The following is a 15,654-nucleotide window of genomic DNA, read 5'->3' as shown; positions in this document are numbered from 1 at the left end:
CCACCTATCCAAAAATTTTATACACCTTATGAATCTCTTCTTCCGTACCTAGATGGAGACCGGATAAATATTGCGTCAACCTTGAACGCGCTTCTTCGTCTTCGATCAGCTTCGAAATGCCTGCTGCAATGGCGTCGACATTCAAATCAACGATTAGTCCCTCGACTCCATCCTTAATTTGGTCCTTTGCTGTGCTGAAATTGGTAATGACAATAGGCTTCGATAATATTTTGGCCTCGTCAATCGCAATCGCTTTTCCTTCAAACCAAGACGTTTGCACATAGATGTCCGCCTGTTTAAGATAGGGGTACGGATTTGCTTTCAAACCAAGCAGCTTAATATTTTGTTCCAGCCCTTCCATTGCAATCAGCTGTGTTAGGTTCTCCCTTTCTTCCCCTTCGCCAATAATATTCCACTGAAAGTTGAAGCCTCTGTCCAGCAAAATTTTGCAGGCTTTTATCGACAGCTCAAATCCTTTCTGCGTATGCAAACGGCCAATCGACAAAATAACGATTTCGCCGCTCTTGCGGTCATAGACATCTTCCTGAACCAGATCTGCGAGCTGATTGATCAGCTTTGGCGATACAATATTATGAATGACTTCAACTTTCGTTTGTTGATTAGGAAATCTTTGTTTTAAAATATGACCGCATTCCTCAGAGACCGTAACAATATGATCCATCTTCGCAAAATACGCCTGATCGAAATAAGGATTCATGCCCAGCTTGTCATAATCGTTATGAACCCACCCTATCTTTTTGACGGCATCGACCTTCTCCGCGCAAAAGTATATCGACGTTTTTTCCAAAAAACCGATAGCCACGTCGTATTTCTTATCAATGACGTCCATGGAACGAGCGATATACTTCCACCCTTCCTGCTCATTGACACTAACGCTTTTTGACAGCCTGCTTTTGTAGCTGAACATGATACGGCTAAAGGCAAGTCTCGTATTTCGCTTGCGCAGAAACTGTGATACCGAAGGCAAAAGAGGCTTAATAAAACGATGATAGCTTTCAGATAATGGCAAAATCCGAACATGCTCAGGCACCAAGTCCATAAATATGCCTTTGTGGCTAAACATAAACAGGTCAACATTGTAGCGATTAAAGTCAATTTGGGTAATCAAATTGATCAAGCTTCGTTCTGCACCGCCAGCTGAAAGACTTGGAATAACAAATAATAAGTTTTTTTTCATGCTCACCTCAGGCCAGACCGCATAAATAATCGACCGCTTTATAAGACATCTTCTGAATGCCTGGAATTTCCTGCTTGAGCTTCTTAATGAGCGCTTCCTCTTCTCGAACCATTTCGTCGAACTTCTGGGTCAAGAGGACGCTGTTCGATATTTGCTCGATACCAAGCACCAGCTTTTCTTCGCCAAAAATATCTTTTGCTATTCCCTTGGACTTCACGCTGTACCCAAGCACCATAGTCGGTACGTAGTTCGAGTATGCGGCAATGGTAGCGTGCGTACGAGCGCCAATAAAGAACCTCATCCTCGCGATATAGCCTTTATACTGAATCGCTGTTAAATGATCCGGTAATAGGATAACTCTTCCCGTATGCTTATATGTCTCGTAATAGCTTTTCAACACTTCATAATCATTGTTTCCATCTATAATAACGTGTGGAGTTAAAGCAATCGTCATATCGGTTTTCTCCAAAATATGCCGAATCAGCTCATCAATCGCAGCCTGTGACTGTTTATTTCGTTTCCACACAAGCGGACTGAAGTTAAGTCCTACTGTATTCCCCTCCTGCCAGCCCTTTGGCAAATCCAGCTCTTCTTTTTCCATCGTGAATGCGGGGTCAGCACATAGCTTGACGTTCTTGAGTCCCCTTCCAACAAGCATATTGTAGGTCAGCGATTCACGGGATAAAATGAGATCAAAGAGCTTTAAATCCTCCAGCTTTCTCTCCGACATGTCTTCTTCCCCGATGGAGCAGCCCCACAAGACAAGCTTCTTGCCCTGCTCCTTTACTCGCCTATCAATTTCATACCAGCCTGGCTGCTCGCCATAGCAATAGTTGTCTCCGCCGATCGATAAACAAACATCCATATCTTTAATATTTTTTATAATATTGTGATGAATCTTCCCAAGCGCATAGGATTCATCCTGGTACAGCTTTACCTTTAATGAAGAGAGGAACCAGTCATACGAATATTTTTTTATTTCTAGTTTAGATCCATCGTATATGCCGTCCAGCTTGCCGATCACTTGATCGGTTTCCGGCTGATCAGATGCTAGATACACCTTGGCATCCTTTATCCGCTCCTTTAGAATCGCTGTGGAAGAGCGAACGATCGCTTCACAGCCTCTATTCAAGCTGCCATTATGAGCAAACATCATTATTTTCATATCATTATCCCCCGCGCTTTTCTATTTCTGAATCTGCTGTATGCTGTCAATAAATAAATGCCCAGCCATGATTTTTGAGCAATCAGAAATAATAATGTTTTTTGGTAATGACCTAATTCTCCATTCATTTCGTTAACGTAGACAGGCAAAGCTTCCCTTACATCCTGATGCAAAACCATTCGTTTCACATAATGAATCTTGTCTGCGAATCGCATATTAGATGAAGGCTCCAGATAAATATGGATGTAGGCCATTACGCTGTGAATCAGCTTTATCGCTTTCAATTGCTGGATGCTTGCTCCGTTCATGACGTTCAGGTAACAGGATGGAAGCTCTGCCGCGTATACCTCGACCGCACGACCGAAATAATCTTTCGCTGCAGCGTTTCTAGTCGCGCTCTCGGCTGTCTCGCGGTAATGGTAGCCGGTGTAATCGATATATATCAGCTTCCTTGCATGGCTAAAGAAATAAATATTAAATATCCCATCCTCGCCAAGCGCAACCTTTGCTGGAAATACAATTTCATGCTCTTGAATGAGTGCGTTCCGGTATATTTTGTTGCAGGCAGTGTTTAATTGCTCGCTCTTCAAGAAGAAGGGCAATATTTGTTTTTGAATATCGGCAGCGCCAAGAACGGCATCAACGGGGAATGGATATTTCGTAATCAGATGATGCCCATTAAGCTCACTTTCAAAGTTTGAGATCACAACATCGCAATCTCCAGATTTAGCCGCAGCGTAGAGCCTTTCATACATATCCGGCTCAATATCATCGTCTGCGTCAACGAAGCCGACATACTCTCCAGCAGCGGCCGCCAAGCCAGCATTTCTAGCCAGGCTGACTCCCTTGTTGTCTTGATTAATGAGAATGATCCGGGCATTATTTTTCCGATAGCCTTCAATGATTTCCTTGCTATTGTCTGTCGAGCCGTCGTTTACAAAAATAAGCTCGCAATCTTCTATAGTCTGCTTCAAGAGAGAGTCTATGCAACGTTTAATATAAGGCTCAGCATTGTAGACTGGAATAATCACACTTAGCTTCATACTCACTTTGCGATGCTCCTCTCAAAGGGCTGAAACAGGCTATAAAGCTTATCGAGCTCATGGCCATTTCCATAATCGACTTCTGCGCAGTTTCTGGATAGCCGCTCCCTAAGCTCCGGATCTTGATAGAGCCTTGCTATCCCCTCCGCAATCCCCTCAACGGATAATTCGGAAATAACGCCGTCAATCTCATTAAGGACTTGGCTGCTGGCAGTCGAATAATTCGTTATGACAATTGGCTTTCCTAATATTTTTGCTTCCGTAACCGTCACTGCTTTCCCTTCGTATCTGGAAGGCTGCACATATACATCGCAAGCTTCAATATAGGGATACGGATTGATTTGCTTGCCAAGCAGAATAAAACGATCCTCCAGTTTATATTCCGCAATCAGGCTTTGAATCATCGCTTCATCTCCGCCGTAGCCAACAACGTACCAGACGATATCGTCATAGCCTTGATCGACAAGCAGCTTGAGCGCTTTAACGGCATTATCGATTCCTTTCGCATGAGACAGTCTGCCTACTGTGAGCAGCTTAAAGCGCGTATCCGAATCCATCGGGTTAACAGCCAGCTTCTCGGATGCCATCGTTCTAATGAACTCGGGCGACATCATGTTCTCGATTACGATCGTCTTGTTTCTTAAAGTAGGATACTTGTCTAAAAATGATTCTCTGCACGCATCGGAAACAGCGATAATATGGTCAAATTTATTCCACATCTTTAAGTCCATCGAACGAAGGGTATGTACTGTAGAAAAATCAGTATGTATCCATGCACATTTCTTGTTGGCTTTCACTTTGTCTGCTACAAAATAATGAGGCCATAGATAGCTGATCGCCACATCATATTCAGCCGTTGACTTCGGAAGGAAAGGCAGAGCATACTTCCACATGAGCTGCTGCTGAATATAACCCGATTCTTGTACTTCCTTCATACGGCCTATGATACGCGCATGAATTTTAGATAACAGGCGAGCAATGCCTAAATGCAGCTGCTTCGATAGCAATAGGCTTCCAATGCCCTTTCTGAAACTGGCATATTGCGGAATCTCATCGAGAAGCCTCGCCTTATCATTTAGAAGCGTCATGAAATCTCCCTTATGCCGATACAGCATTAATTCGACATGACAAGAATCATAATGGAGCTCATCCAGCATGCCAGCAAGGCTTCGCTCGACACCTCCGACCTCCATATCATAGGAAGCAATAAGCCATTTTTTCATCGTTTTCTCCTTACTTAAAAAATCAATCTTTGGCAGCTGCAGCATTGGTTTTCATCTTCCTCCATCCCCATAACAACGGACGAAGCGGAAAATACAAGACATGCAGCGCCTTAGGAAGCGGAAGAGTCTCCGCATCCTCCGGATAAGGGAACATAAAGCTTGCTATAAACTGTATTTTTTGCAGTACCGTCAGCAGGGTGAAGAGATACCGTTTATGGTAGCGGCTTACTTCTTCCGGTATCGGCGGGGAGTGCAAATTGACCAGCCGATAAATATAGAACATGGCATCCTCCGCGAGCCAGTGCGCTTTCCTGCCCGCAAGCAGCGGCTTCATCTCATTGCGAAGCGGCAGCGACAACAAGCGTGCTGCGAGCAGCAGTGCCTGCCCGCCAATATGGGAATAGCTATGCTTCCGAAGCAGCTTAACAAGCTTCGGCCAATCCAGCTTCTGATTAACGAGCTGCTTGATGTCAAGCAGCCAGCGAAGCCTTGACCAGCCGTGCCGAGCTCCGTGGGATACCAGGAACATAAACAAATCTTCTCTTCCCAGGTAATAAATCGGACGGTTGATCAATGCGCTCTTGCGCTTGCGGCTCCAAAGATCATTAAAGCTTGGCTCCTTTGACGGAGCTGGATTCAAACGCCAGTGAAGCTCAACCTTAATTCCTTTTTTCGGATGCACAAAGGTCGTATGATGATGTCTCCACTTCCAATCATTCAGTACCGAAACGATATATTCATCCTTCACGTACCCAAGGGATACTAGTAGCGCTTCTGCATGCTCCAGCTCCTTGAGCGGAATGAGGAGATCGAGGTCACAAGAAGTGCGCAGCGATACATCTCCATACAAATCGGCAGCTATGACCGGTCCCTTCAAAAACAGCGAACGCAATCCGCGCTCAGAAAATTCCTTGGCGAGCTGCTCCATCTCTCCACTGAGCGTAAGCATCTGCAGCGTATTGCGATAATAGTCACGTTGAAACATTTGGGTGACAAATATCGGGACATCCGCTGATTTCAGCTCCTGAAGCTTGCGATTGACAGTAGGAAATACCCGATGATGCCTAGCTAGCTCGATAAATCGGTCCCAATCCGCGTTTTGCAGCAGCTCCTGATAATCAAAGGACAGATCAGCCTCATCGTCTGACGAGAGAAAGGCAAGCATTAATCGCAATTCGCCAGAGAGATCTTCATTATGGAGAGTGACGTTGTTATTCATGAATATCTCCTTCATACTAATTAGCCAATAACGAACAAAATACTTATTTTGTTCTATAAAACGAACACAAGTACAGATTATCACCTCCCCTAATTTCTGTCAATCATCATTGCATATGTTCACTATACTTTTACAAAAAAGGATATGCATCTGATAGAATGGAAGAGTCCATTGCCATGATTTAAAGAATTAGGAGGATGAAAGCTGATGCAAAACATTATTGTATATGGTGCTGGCGGTCATGCGAAGGCCGTCATTGATACGATTGAGAAAACGGGCTTATATCGAATCGCAGGCTTGCTGGATGACAATCGACCGGCAGGTACTATCATTTATGGCTACGAGGTTTTAGGCGATAAAGGCTGGCTTGCAGCTAACCTGGATTCCGTAAGCGGCGGCATCGTTGCAATCGGAGATAACTGGTTTCGATCTAGACTAGCTGCAATGATCTCTGACATCCATCCGCGCTTTGCCTTTATTACAGCCATCCACCCTTCAGCCTCTATTGCAAGGGGCGCTCAGATCGGAACTGGATCCGTCATTATGGCAGGCTGCGTCGTAAATAGCGATACAACGATTGGCGAGCACTGCGTTCTCTATTCCCAAGCAACGGTCGATCATGATTCCTCGCTCGGCAGCTTCGTCACGCTGGCTCCTAAGGCAGGTACAGGAGGCGGCGTCAGCATTGGCGACCATTCCGTTATTTCGATTGGCGCGAATATTATTCACGGCAAAACGATTGGCGAGCATACCGTTATTGGCGCGGGCTCTACCGTCTTAACCGATATTCCGTCTTATCAGGTCGCATACGGCACGCCAGCGAAAGTCATTCGTGCAAGAGAGAAGGGCGAGCGTTACCTGTAGCCCTGGGCGTCTATGCCGATTGAACGGTTTTCACCGCTGCTCGATCGAAGACGCTATTCATGCAATCCACGACTCTTACCTGATCCAAGGAAGTCATGCTCGAACCTGACGGCAAACAAATGCCGCTTTGGAACAAACGCTCGCATACGGACTCGCCGCCTTCGTGGGCGTAGAACCTGCAGCCTTCAAAGAGCGGCTGCAAATGCAGCGGCTTCCATAGCGGACGAGCCTCAATGTTGGCAGCCGTCAAGGCATCCAGCAGCTCCAAGGTCGTCGTATCCATCTCATGCTCGTCGATGACGATCGCTGTCAACCATCGATTGGAGTTTGTACCGGCTAACTCAGGCATAAAGCTGATGCCCGCGCGATTCGAGAACGCTCCAGCATAGTTTTCATATACCGCTCTTCTTGCGGCTACCCGTTCATCCAAAACCTCTAATTGCGCTCTGCCAACACCGGCTAGCAAATTGCTCATCCGATAATTGAAGCCCATGCTGCTGTGCTGATAATGTGCGGCCGCATCCCGGGCTTGCGTCGCAAGAAAGCGCGCCTTGCGCAGAAGCTCTACATCATCTGATACGAGCATCCCGCCGCCCGAGGTCGTAATGATTTTGTTCCCGTTAAACGAGTAGATGCCAAACTTGCCAAAGGAGCCGCTTTGCTTGCCCTTATAGGTGGACCCCAGCGATTCCGCAGCATCCTCAACGACAGGCACCTCATATTGCTCGCAAAGACTCCTTATTTCGTCCATCTTCGATACTTGCCCGTACAGATGAACGACGATTACTGCTTTGGGCAGCTTCCCCTGTCGATTCGCATCCTCAAGGGCTTGCTGGAGCGCCTCTGGCGACATATTCCACGTATCCGGCTCGGAATCAATGAAGACGGGCTCTGCCCCGCAATAACGAATTGGATTCGCGCTCGCCACAAACGTAAAGCTTGAGCAAAATACGGTATCCCCTGCACCTGCGCCAAGCAGCTGCAGCGATAGATGGATAGCTGCTGTTCCAGAGCTGACCGCTACCGCATCCGCAGTGCCGACATAGTCTGCCAGCTGCTTCTCGAAAGCGTCTATATTCGGACCAAGCGGAGCTATCCAGTTGGATTCAAACGCTTCATCGATATAATTTCTCTCCTTCCCGCTCATATGAGGAGGGGATAAATATATTTTTTTCATTTCATTTCCCGACACTGTGCTACACATCCTTTATCCTTTTTTTGAAAATAAAAAGCCACCCCCCAAGCAGATTCGCTGCTTGAGAAATGGCTTTATCCTTCACTATGGCTTGTCGTTCCTTGAAACATAGGCATCGTCACATGATTGGCATTCGATACGCCCTCGGACCGAATAACCTTCTTCACCGTCAGCAGCAGAATCTTTAAATCCAGCGCCAAGCTTTGATTTTCCACATACCATACGTCACGCTCAAATCGTTCTTCCCACGAGACATCGTTTCTGCCGTGAATCTGCGCCCAGCCCGTTATGCCCGGCTTGACCAGATGCCGCTTCGCTTGCTCTTCATTGTAAAGCGGCAAATACTCCATAAGCAGCGGGCGGGGGCCAATGAGGCTCAGCTCGCCTTTGATGACGTTAATCAGCTGAAGAAGCTCATCCAGGCTGAATTTGCGCATGAGGCTTCCGAAGGCAGTAAGCCTGAGGTGATCGGGCAGCAGCTGACCCAGGCTATCCTTCTCCGACGTCATCGTTCGAAATTTATAAACATAAAAGGGAACGCCGTGCTTGCCAGGACGCTGCTGCTTAAATACGATTGGCGAGCCAAGCTTAATCCTAACCAATATTGCGGTCGCAGCAATGACAGGAGACAACATCACTAGCAAAAAACTAGAAACAATAAGATCAAACAATCGTTTTATCATCGGTATGGACTCCTAATTTCAAACTATGAGCTTATTCGTTCGATGACAGCAGCTGTCTCATCCTTGAGATCATCTTGGGACCGACAACCCGGCTTACAACTCTCTTTACGTCTCCTCTAAGGCGAACATGGGCAGGAAGCCAAGACTGGGCAAAGTGATGAATGCTATAGCTGTCATTCGTGATGTAATTTCCTCCGTTAATATAGTCATAAGGGCTAAAATATGTTCGTGGATAGAAGGTAACGCCATTGCGCAGCACTTGATATTCACCGTTCAGCTTGAGGCCATGCCGGCTGCAAATTTCGGTAATGACCGCCGTATTGGTCGTCATATCAAGCGAGCCGTCCGGACGCAGGAAGCTGCGGCTGCCGTAATCATCAAGCAGCTCTTTAATCCACGGATGCCCCTTTTCCGCTCCCATCGTTCCGGATTGCAGAAAAGTCTGATCCTCAAAGCCAGAGAACGCTTCATGCTGAAGGAGCGGACTCAGCGGCTTAATGACCTCAACATCCGTATCCAAATAAATGCCGCCATGCTTGTAAAGCGCATATAAACGAACATAATCGCTGACGAAAGCATATTTTTTTGCCTCATAGGCCTCCTTCACATAGCGATTGGACAAAATATCGAAGCTGTCCTCGTTCCACTCCATCACTTCGTAATCGCCTAAATGCTTTTGCCAGCTGCGCATGCACTTTTCAATCTTCCTTGGCTTCTCGCCCCGTCCGAACCAGCAATAATGAACGATACGAGGGATTTTACTTGAAGCATTCATTTACATCACTCCTAAAACGGCCATTTAATATAATCACTTTTGTAATCCAGTCCGAGGGCAATGACGCTTTCATAGAAATAAAATAAGAAATAAAACACTAAAATCACGATATAGATAAGCTTCTGATCCTTCTCGCGAAACACTTTGATCAACCATGCGATTAAAATAAGCTGATATAAATTGAAATAAATAGCCATTCTTGCGAAAATCCAATTTTGCGTAGCGATTATCATCAACACAACGCCTACCAGCGAGACATTCACGATAATATCGGACTTCGGAAATAGGCTTCTCAATTTTTCTCTGCCAAAATAGGCGATCACAATCGGAATAATCCAGACGATTGCTCTAAGGATGTTGGCCCCGCCTTCATCAAACGATGCATAATTGCTGTACTGGGTGTCCTTAATCGCTGTGAATAGCAGCTCGGAAAATTCGTTGAAGCCCACGACAATAAGAACGGCAAGTCCAAGGAGCATAGCGGTCGATCTCGTCCATGCTTTGCGGCGCACGATAAAGTAAATCGGAATCATAATCAACGAGCTTTGATGAATGAATGAAGCGAGTACAACGATGAGTATGTATGGCTTCCACTTGCCCTCTAATAGAAACTTTGTCGCCGTCATTACGATTGCAGCTGCCAGAAACTGCCTCATGCCGTTCATTGAAATGGTGTACGTACCCGTTGTTATGTATAAGAAGATGCTAAGCTCGAACAATCTCGTATATTTAAACAGCACCATAACGATAAGCAGATTGGTCACAATGCCAGTCGTTAGTATCAGAATTTGCGGATCATTCGAAATCTGCTTCAACAGCATTTGCAAAATATTAAAGCCGATATCATTGCTGCCCTTGATAGACTCCCAGGTGAAATCTTCCAATGTATAGCTGTGCATATACAGATAGGTATCTCCAATATTCGATCGCAGCCCGGATACCAATGCGAGCGTAAGTGCAGCTACAATAGCGAGAAATCTGTTCGGTATGATCGGCGAAGGGGCGATCCCTGCTGGTACTGAAAAGTATCTGGCCGCTAGAGAGACTGAGAATACGAAAACCAGCGTCATCCACAGTATCGACATTTTATTCGTCCCTTCCTATAAGATCATTTTGAAACTGCCGCCTCAATGATTTTGCTTCACTACCGTCGCTTTATTCGTGTTCTGAATGTAAAAGTAAAGCAAAACGCCAAACGGAATGGCGAGCAGCGTCACCCATTTGCGAGGCGATTCCCTCAAAAAGTGTTTGTTGCGAATGATCAAGCTGCTGGAAACATAATGAATGGCCTCGCGGATTCTGCCTTTCCATGACGGCGCATAAGCCATCGCCGCTTTGCGAAAGAAGGAGAAGCCGCGCGGATTTTTTTTGTACTGATTAATCATATTCAAGCTTGATCCATCCTGCCGATATTCAACGATGCACAGCACCTCATTCATAATAAGCAGCGGATAATCCTGATCGATAAGGATGTATTTGTAGGATAACGGACAGTACTTCTCACCGGAAAATATCGGATACGGCGGATATTTTCTCGTTATTTCTGAACGGTAAACGAGCTTTTTGTCGCCTTTCACATGATGCAGGGCGTATAGATCCGTCAGCGTTGAAGATTCCAATCGCTCAGGCATTCTGGTGCCGATAACCTCGTAATTCTGGTTCACGTCCAGCCCGACAATGCCTGCAAAACGGTCATTTCCTGCCGTTTGCCAAAACCTCGTTATTTTCTCTACGGCGTCGTCTGCCATGTAATCATCCGAATCGATGCAAACATTAAGCTCCGTTTCGATTCGTTCATAAGCAGCATTATGCGCGCCATGCATCCCCTGATTTTCTTGATAATGATAGCGGATGGATATAAGATTCTCCGCTATCCAGCCTGCGACAAGCTCCCTCGTTTGATCCGTAGAGCCATCGTCAATGATGAGCCATACAAAGCTCTTGTTGCTTTGACGTTTCAGGCTCTCATAGCAAAGATGAAGCGTGTAGGCCCGGTTATAGGTAGGTGTAAACACAGTCAACATCGGCTTCAATATTATTCCCCCCTTTACCCAAAAGCGGATTTGGACACGTGATTCATATAATAGTCAGACAGCCATTTCGCCATAGTGGACGTATCGTATCCGTTCTTTCTTAATAGCTCTGCTGTATCGGCATGCTCGCGGGACGTACTCAAAATTTGCTCGGCCCAATGTTCGGCAGATTGCTTTAAGCTATTGAAGTGAAGCCTGCCAGTAACGTCGGTCTCCTTCGTAATCGTATCGGAAATGACGCATCTAAGACCGGCTGCCTGAGCTTCAATCAGTACAACCGGCAAGCCTTCAAATAAGGAAGGAAACAGAAAAATATCGATTCCTTGCAGCAGATCCGCTACATCATTTCGAACGCCAAGCAGCTTTACATGTTCTGATAACCCTAATCTTTCTATTTTCTTCTCAATCAATGGCCGAAGATGTCCTTCCCCTGCAAGGACCAGCATCGCGTTCGGCTCCCTGTCATGAACAGCTTTAAAAATATCGATCAAAAAATCATGGTTTTTCTGTTCATTAAATCGTCCAATGTGGCCGATGACCAAGCGATCTCCTGCGGAGAGCTCGGCTCTAATGGCATCACGAGTGCTCGAATTAAAAGAGAACTGCTTTACATCAACCGCATTATTAAGCACAATCACTTGGCCGGAATCTGATATACGCTTGCCGAACAGCCATTTGCCTGCGCTTTTCGAACAGGCAAAGTAGCTGCTCGGATTATCCTTTATCGCAAGCCTTGCATACATGCGGAAGGGCAGCTTGATGTCGAGCCCGAGATCGCTTAAATGGCTATGCATAATTCGGCAAGGAACGCCTGCTTTCTTGGCAGCCTTTAGGATGAAGCTGCTGTTTTCATTAATATGGGCATGCACTACCTGATAATAAGGATGCTCTTTAAAAAATAAGTCCAGCTGCTTAAAATAGGGCGAGTAATTCCCTGGCTTAATTTGCGGCAAACGATAAATTTTCCCGCCTAATGCGATAATTTCTTGATCATAATGACCTTCCTCCGCGCGATGAACGATAAAATCAAACTGAATTTTGCTTCGATCCATTTGACGGTAGTAATTCATCAGCATGGTTTCTAATCCGCCGCGATTCATGACCGTTGCCACTTGCAAGATTCGAACCGGTTTCAACTGCAATCCTCCCCGTATTCCTTTTTCGCATCCAATTGATCGCAGTCAGCATGAAGTAAATGGCGAGCGAAAATTTTATTTTTGCGCATACAAAAAAAGCCTTCCATATGAAAGGACTGTAGCTTGTATCGAACTGTTTAAAAGACTGATTGATCTTATCGCCATGCAGCAGCTTACGCAGTGCCTTAAGCTTCTTCCCAAAGGAAGCGGCCTTTCCCTCACTCATAATATTAAGACCGAGCCCTAATACATTCATGCAAATCCGATTGTTGAATGCTGTTCTATACTCCTCGTCCAGCTGCTTTTCTGTTATAAACGATTGAATAGCGGCATAGAGCCGATCGAATTTATAGGGCAGCGCAGGATTATACGTGGATGTAATCGACTCTGTATTCGAACGCCAATAATGGTAGAGCGGCCGATTAAGGAAAACGAACGATTTGGCATAATAAAAGGCATGAATGTTAAACAACGTATCCTCATTGCTGCCGATGATATCGAGATCCATAAACTTCAGCCCATGATCCTTAAGCAGTTCAGCCCGGTAAAGCTTGGACCAGACCGTTCCCCATGCATCCAAATTTTCAGGACTAGCTAATTCTCCTTTCAGTGGGCCGACAAGACGCCTTAGCATCTTCGATTGAACCTCATCAGAGCGATACGTTTGCTTGTCTGGCATATCGAATCGTTTTTCCTTCGAATGCGTCTCAAACTCACGGACATAAGTGCACATCGCGATATCGCTGTCTTCCTGGGCAGCCGCAAGGTACAACTGCTCATACATGCTCTCCTGAGCCCAATCATCAGGATCAACAAAGCCGATGTATTGTCCTCTTGCCGCCAAAACGCCATCGTTTCTAGCTGCGGATACGCCGCCGTTCGCTTTATCAATGATCGTAATTCGCGAATCTTGGCGGGCGTATTTGTGCAACAGCTCCAAGCTGTAATCGCGTGAACCGTCATTAACCGCAATGATCTCGATCTCTCTCAGACTTTGTCCGAGCAAGCTTTGAAGGCATCGGTCCAAATAGTCCTCCATATTATATATAGGCACGACGATACTGACTTTGGGATTCATTTTGTTCCCCCACCATAAACGACTTGTAAATTTCGCTTAGCTCCTGCTTGACCTGTATTAAGCTGTACTTCTGCACAAGATGTATGCTCTGCATGCCCATTAACTGCCTTAGCTCAATCGACTCGCTTAGCTGCTTCAGCCTTTTTGCAAATAGTTCCGTGTCATGAGGCGCAACCACATACCCGTTCTCGCCATCGCGAACAAGCTCCGAGTGACCTCTATTCGCCGTTGCCACAATCGGCAGCCCGCAAGCCATCGCCTCCATAATATTGACCGGCAGCCCTTCGCGCAGGCTGGATGCAACAGCGGCATCGCACATCGGCAGCAGACTTTCGATATCGCTCCGATAGCCTAGAAAATGCACCATGGAGCCAACGCCAAGCTGATGCGCCAGCTCTTTGCACGTTTCAAGCAGCGGCCCCGTTCCAGCTAGCAGCAGCCTCGTATGAGGCATCTGCTCTTTGATCGCAGCAAGCGCATGGATCAACAGCTGATGGTTTTTATTTTTGTTGAATTCAGCCGCATAGAAGAGGAGAAAATCATCTGTTCGAAAATCAAGCTCCTGCCTTAACCGCCATTTATCGATTTTTTGAATAGGCTTATATTGAATCGTATTTACGCCGACGCCATGAACCTTCGCAATTTGCTTCGCTTTGAAGCCCTTGGAGACGGCAAGCGCATAATCCTCATTATTAATCGTAATGAGACAGTCCGTTAAACGAGACAAACTCTTCTCAATCGGATAATAGAGCATCCAGTTCAGGAGCGAGGCTCCTTTGCAGAAATGGAAGCCATGCGCCGTATAAATGATTTTTGTGCCTTGTTTTCTAACACTCGATGCAGCAAGCCTAGCAAGCACGCCGCCCATCGGCGTATGACAATGAATCATTTTATAATTCTGCTGCTTAATAATGGCCTTCAGCTCTTGATGAGCCTTGATATTGTTCAATCGCAAGGGAGATCGCTCAATCGCCAAATTAAACTTCTTGTCAACAAAAGGGAGGTTCAGCTCGCCCTTTGCGGCGACATGAACCTCCCATCCCTGCTGCTTGAACCATTCCATAATAGGCAGGTGAAAAGCCTTAAAATGATAATCAACAGTAGCGCAAAATAATATTTTATTCGGCATAAGTTTACCATCCTATACTAGAATTATTTTCTAGCAGCTTCTTGTTCAACCATTTGAGACAGATAGTTTAACAGCTCGTAGCGCAGATCCTCACGCTGAAGCGCGAATTCGATCGTCGTCTGGATAAAGCCCATTTTCTCGCCAACATCATAACGCTTGCCTTCGAACTCGTAGGCATAAACCGCTTCGGATAAATTTAAAGCCGCAATCGCATCAGTCAGCTGTATTTCGCCGCCCGCGCCAGGGGTTTGATTGCCCAAAATATCAAAAATCGCAGGGCTTAATATGTATCGTCCCATAATCGCCATATTCGACGGCGCCGCTTCCCTTGCAGGCTTCTCAACCAAATGCCTAACTCGGTGGAAGGAATCCTCCATCCGTGTTCCGTCTACGATCCCGTAACGGGAAACCGCCTCTTCCGCTACACGCTGAACGCCGATGATCGAGGTGCGATATTGCTCATATTTCTCAATCATCTGCTTGATGCAGGGCTTCTCCGCCGAGATGATATCATCGCCCAGCAGCACGGCAAACGGCTCATCTCCGATGAACTTGCGAGCGCACCAGATGGCATGCCCTAGACCCTTTGGCTCCTTCTGGCGAATATAATGAATATCTACCATATCAGCCGACTTGCGAACCTCGCTCAGCAATTCGTATTTATGCTTAGCCTCTAAAATTTGCTCAAGCTCAATCGAATTGTCAAAATGATCCTCAATCGCTCGTTTTCCTTTGCCGGTCACGATAATAATATCTTCAATACCCGATTCGATCGCTTCCTCGACGATGTACTGAATGGTAGGCTTATCGACAATCGGCAGCATTTCCTTCGGCATTGCTTTAGTTGCAGGGAGAAATCTAGTTCCGAGTCCCGCGGCTGGAATAATGGCTTTTCTAACCTTCATAGCATTTT

General features: G+C 46.1%; 15 protein-coding genes. 1 reads left to right on the top strand and 14 read right to left on the bottom strand.

Features of this window, described 5'->3' with window-relative positions; translation table 11 throughout:
• Positions 1-4 precede the first annotated feature (4 nt).
• Genes AC2TDN_RS15950 through AC2TDN_RS15930 form a run of 5 tightly spaced genes read right to left on the bottom strand, consistent with a single transcriptional unit; the run spans position 5 to position 5,848 of the window.
• Positions 5-1,198, bottom strand: a complete 1,194-nt coding sequence (locus tag AC2TDN_RS15950; RefSeq protein WP_482066333.1) for a glycosyltransferase — start codon at positions 1,196-1,198, stop codon at positions 5-7.
• Positions 1,199-1,205: 7 nt separating this feature from the next.
• Positions 1,206-2,363, bottom strand: coding sequence for a polysaccharide pyruvyl transferase family protein (locus tag AC2TDN_RS15945; RefSeq protein ID WP_482066332.1), 1,158 nt, complete (start codon positions 2,361-2,363; stop codon positions 1,206-1,208).
• On the bottom strand, positions 2,360-3,406 hold the full coding sequence (locus AC2TDN_RS15940; RefSeq protein WP_484688926.1) for a glycosyltransferase: 1,047 nt from the start codon (positions 3,404-3,406) through the stop codon (positions 2,360-2,362). Before AC2TDN_RS15940 ends, AC2TDN_RS15945 begins: the two co-directional genes overlap by 4 nt.
• A 2-nt stretch (positions 3,407-3,408) precedes the next feature.
• Positions 3,409-4,629 carry a glycosyltransferase gene (locus AC2TDN_RS15935; RefSeq protein ID WP_484688827.1) on the bottom strand — a complete coding sequence of 407 codons (1,221 nt, stop codon included), beginning with the start codon at positions 4,627-4,629 and terminating at the stop codon, positions 3,409-3,411.
• 22 nt (positions 4,630-4,651) lie between these two features.
• On the bottom strand, positions 4,652-5,848 hold the full coding sequence (locus AC2TDN_RS15930) for a nucleotidyltransferase domain-containing protein (RefSeq protein WP_484688824.1): 1,197 nt from the start codon (positions 5,846-5,848) through the stop codon (positions 4,652-4,654).
• A 207-nt stretch (positions 5,849-6,055) separates the two neighbouring features.
• Between AC2TDN_RS15930 and AC2TDN_RS15925 the strand changes: the two genes are divergently transcribed.
• Positions 6,056-6,712: an acetyltransferase gene (locus AC2TDN_RS15925; protein ID WP_482066329.1), complete on the top strand. Its 657-nt coding sequence runs from the start codon at positions 6,056-6,058 to the stop codon at positions 6,710-6,712.
• A gap of 10 nt (positions 6,713-6,722) precedes the next feature.
• Here AC2TDN_RS15925 and AC2TDN_RS15920 read toward each other — a convergent pair whose 3' ends face one another.
• The 9 genes from AC2TDN_RS15920 to galU form a co-directional block, all read right to left on the bottom strand.
• Positions 6,723-7,889 carry an aminotransferase class I/II-fold pyridoxal phosphate-dependent enzyme gene (locus AC2TDN_RS15920; protein WP_484688925.1) on the bottom strand — a complete coding sequence of 389 codons (1,167 nt, stop codon included), beginning with the start codon at positions 7,887-7,889 and terminating at the stop codon, positions 6,723-6,725.
• A 92-nt stretch (positions 7,890-7,981) separates the two neighbouring features.
• Entirely contained in the window at positions 7,982-8,587 is a 606-nt protein-coding gene (locus tag AC2TDN_RS15915; protein WP_484688923.1) for a sugar transferase, read from the bottom strand.
• Positions 8,588-8,621: 34 nt separating this feature from the next.
• The gene (locus AC2TDN_RS15910) at positions 8,622-9,365 is read right to left on the bottom strand and encodes a glycosyltransferase (protein WP_484688819.1); all 744 of its coding nucleotides are present in this window, start codon (positions 9,363-9,365) and stop codon (positions 8,622-8,624) included.
• An 11-nt stretch (positions 9,366-9,376) separates the two neighbouring features.
• Positions 9,377-10,450, bottom strand: coding sequence for an EpsG family protein (locus AC2TDN_RS15905; RefSeq protein ID WP_482066327.1), 1,074 nt, complete (start codon positions 10,448-10,450; stop codon positions 9,377-9,379).
• Between the two features lie 42 nt (positions 10,451-10,492).
• Positions 10,493-11,398: a glycosyltransferase family 2 protein gene (locus tag AC2TDN_RS15900; protein WP_484688817.1), complete on the bottom strand. Its 906-nt coding sequence runs from the start codon at positions 11,396-11,398 to the stop codon at positions 10,493-10,495.
• Between the two features lie 14 nt (positions 11,399-11,412).
• Complete coding sequence (locus AC2TDN_RS15895; RefSeq protein WP_484688815.1) at positions 11,413-12,534, bottom strand: glycosyltransferase family 1 protein; 1,122 nt, start codon at positions 12,532-12,534, stop codon at positions 11,413-11,415.
• Complete coding sequence (locus AC2TDN_RS15890) at positions 12,425-13,612, bottom strand: glycosyltransferase (protein ID WP_484688813.1); 1,188 nt, start codon at positions 13,610-13,612, stop codon at positions 12,425-12,427. The genes AC2TDN_RS15895 and AC2TDN_RS15890 overlap by 110 nt, the downstream gene beginning before the upstream one ends.
• Positions 13,575-14,741, bottom strand: a complete 1,167-nt coding sequence (locus tag AC2TDN_RS15885) for a glycosyltransferase family 4 protein (RefSeq protein ID WP_484688811.1) — start codon at positions 14,739-14,741, stop codon at positions 13,575-13,577. Before AC2TDN_RS15885 ends, AC2TDN_RS15890 begins: the two co-directional genes overlap by 38 nt.
• Positions 14,742-14,764: 23 nt before the next feature.
• Positions 14,765-15,646, bottom strand: a complete 882-nt coding sequence (gene galU, locus AC2TDN_RS15880) for a UTP--glucose-1-phosphate uridylyltransferase GalU (protein WP_484688809.1) — start codon at positions 15,644-15,646, stop codon at positions 14,765-14,767.
• Positions 15,647-15,654 lie beyond the last annotated feature (8 nt).

The sequence above is a fragment of the Paenibacillus sp. Y660 genome (assembly GCF_057221575.1).
Note: the sequence above shows the minus strand (reverse complement) of the source record. Positions and strands in the feature narration are given on the sequence as shown.

Excerpts from the sequence above, each read along its gene's own strand:
- AC2TDN_RS15925 (WP_482066329.1), top strand. The coding sequence starts at position 6,056 with ATGCAAAACATTATTGTATATGGTGCTGGCGGTCATGCGAAGGCCGTC.
- AC2TDN_RS15950 (WP_482066333.1), bottom strand. The coding sequence starts at position 1,198 with ATGAAAAAAAACTTATTATTTGTTATTCCAAGTCTTTCAGCTGGCGGT.
- AC2TDN_RS15945 (WP_482066332.1), bottom strand. The coding sequence starts at position 2,363 with ATGAAAATAATGATGTTTGCTCATAATGGCAGCTTGAATAGAGGCTGT.
- AC2TDN_RS15930 (WP_484688824.1), bottom strand. The coding sequence starts at position 5,848 with ATGAATAACAACGTCACTCTCCATAATGAAGATCTCTCTGGCGAATTG.
- AC2TDN_RS15890 (WP_484688813.1), bottom strand. The coding sequence starts at position 13,612 with ATGAATCCCAAAGTCAGTATCGTCGTGCCTATATATAATATGGAGGAC.
- AC2TDN_RS15940 (WP_484688926.1), bottom strand. The coding sequence starts at position 3,406 with ATGAAGCTAAGTGTGATTATTCCAGTCTACAATGCTGAGCCTTATATT.
- AC2TDN_RS15885 (WP_484688811.1), bottom strand. The coding sequence starts at position 14,741 with ATGCCGAATAAAATATTATTTTGCGCTACTGTTGATTATCATTTTAAG.
- AC2TDN_RS15935 (WP_484688827.1), bottom strand. The coding sequence starts at position 4,629 with ATGAAAAAATGGCTTATTGCTTCCTATGATATGGAGGTCGGAGGTGTC.
- AC2TDN_RS15920 (WP_484688925.1), bottom strand. The coding sequence starts at position 7,889 with ATGAAAAAAATATATTTATCCCCTCCTCATATGAGCGGGAAGGAGAGA.
- AC2TDN_RS15905 (WP_482066327.1), bottom strand. The coding sequence starts at position 10,450 with ATGTCGATACTGTGGATGACGCTGGTTTTCGTATTCTCAGTCTCTCTA.
- galU (WP_484688809.1), bottom strand. The coding sequence starts at position 15,646 with ATGAAGGTTAGAAAAGCCATTATTCCAGCCGCGGGACTCGGAACTAGA.
- AC2TDN_RS15910 (WP_484688819.1), bottom strand. The coding sequence starts at position 9,365 with ATGAATGCTTCAAGTAAAATCCCTCGTATCGTTCATTATTGCTGGTTC.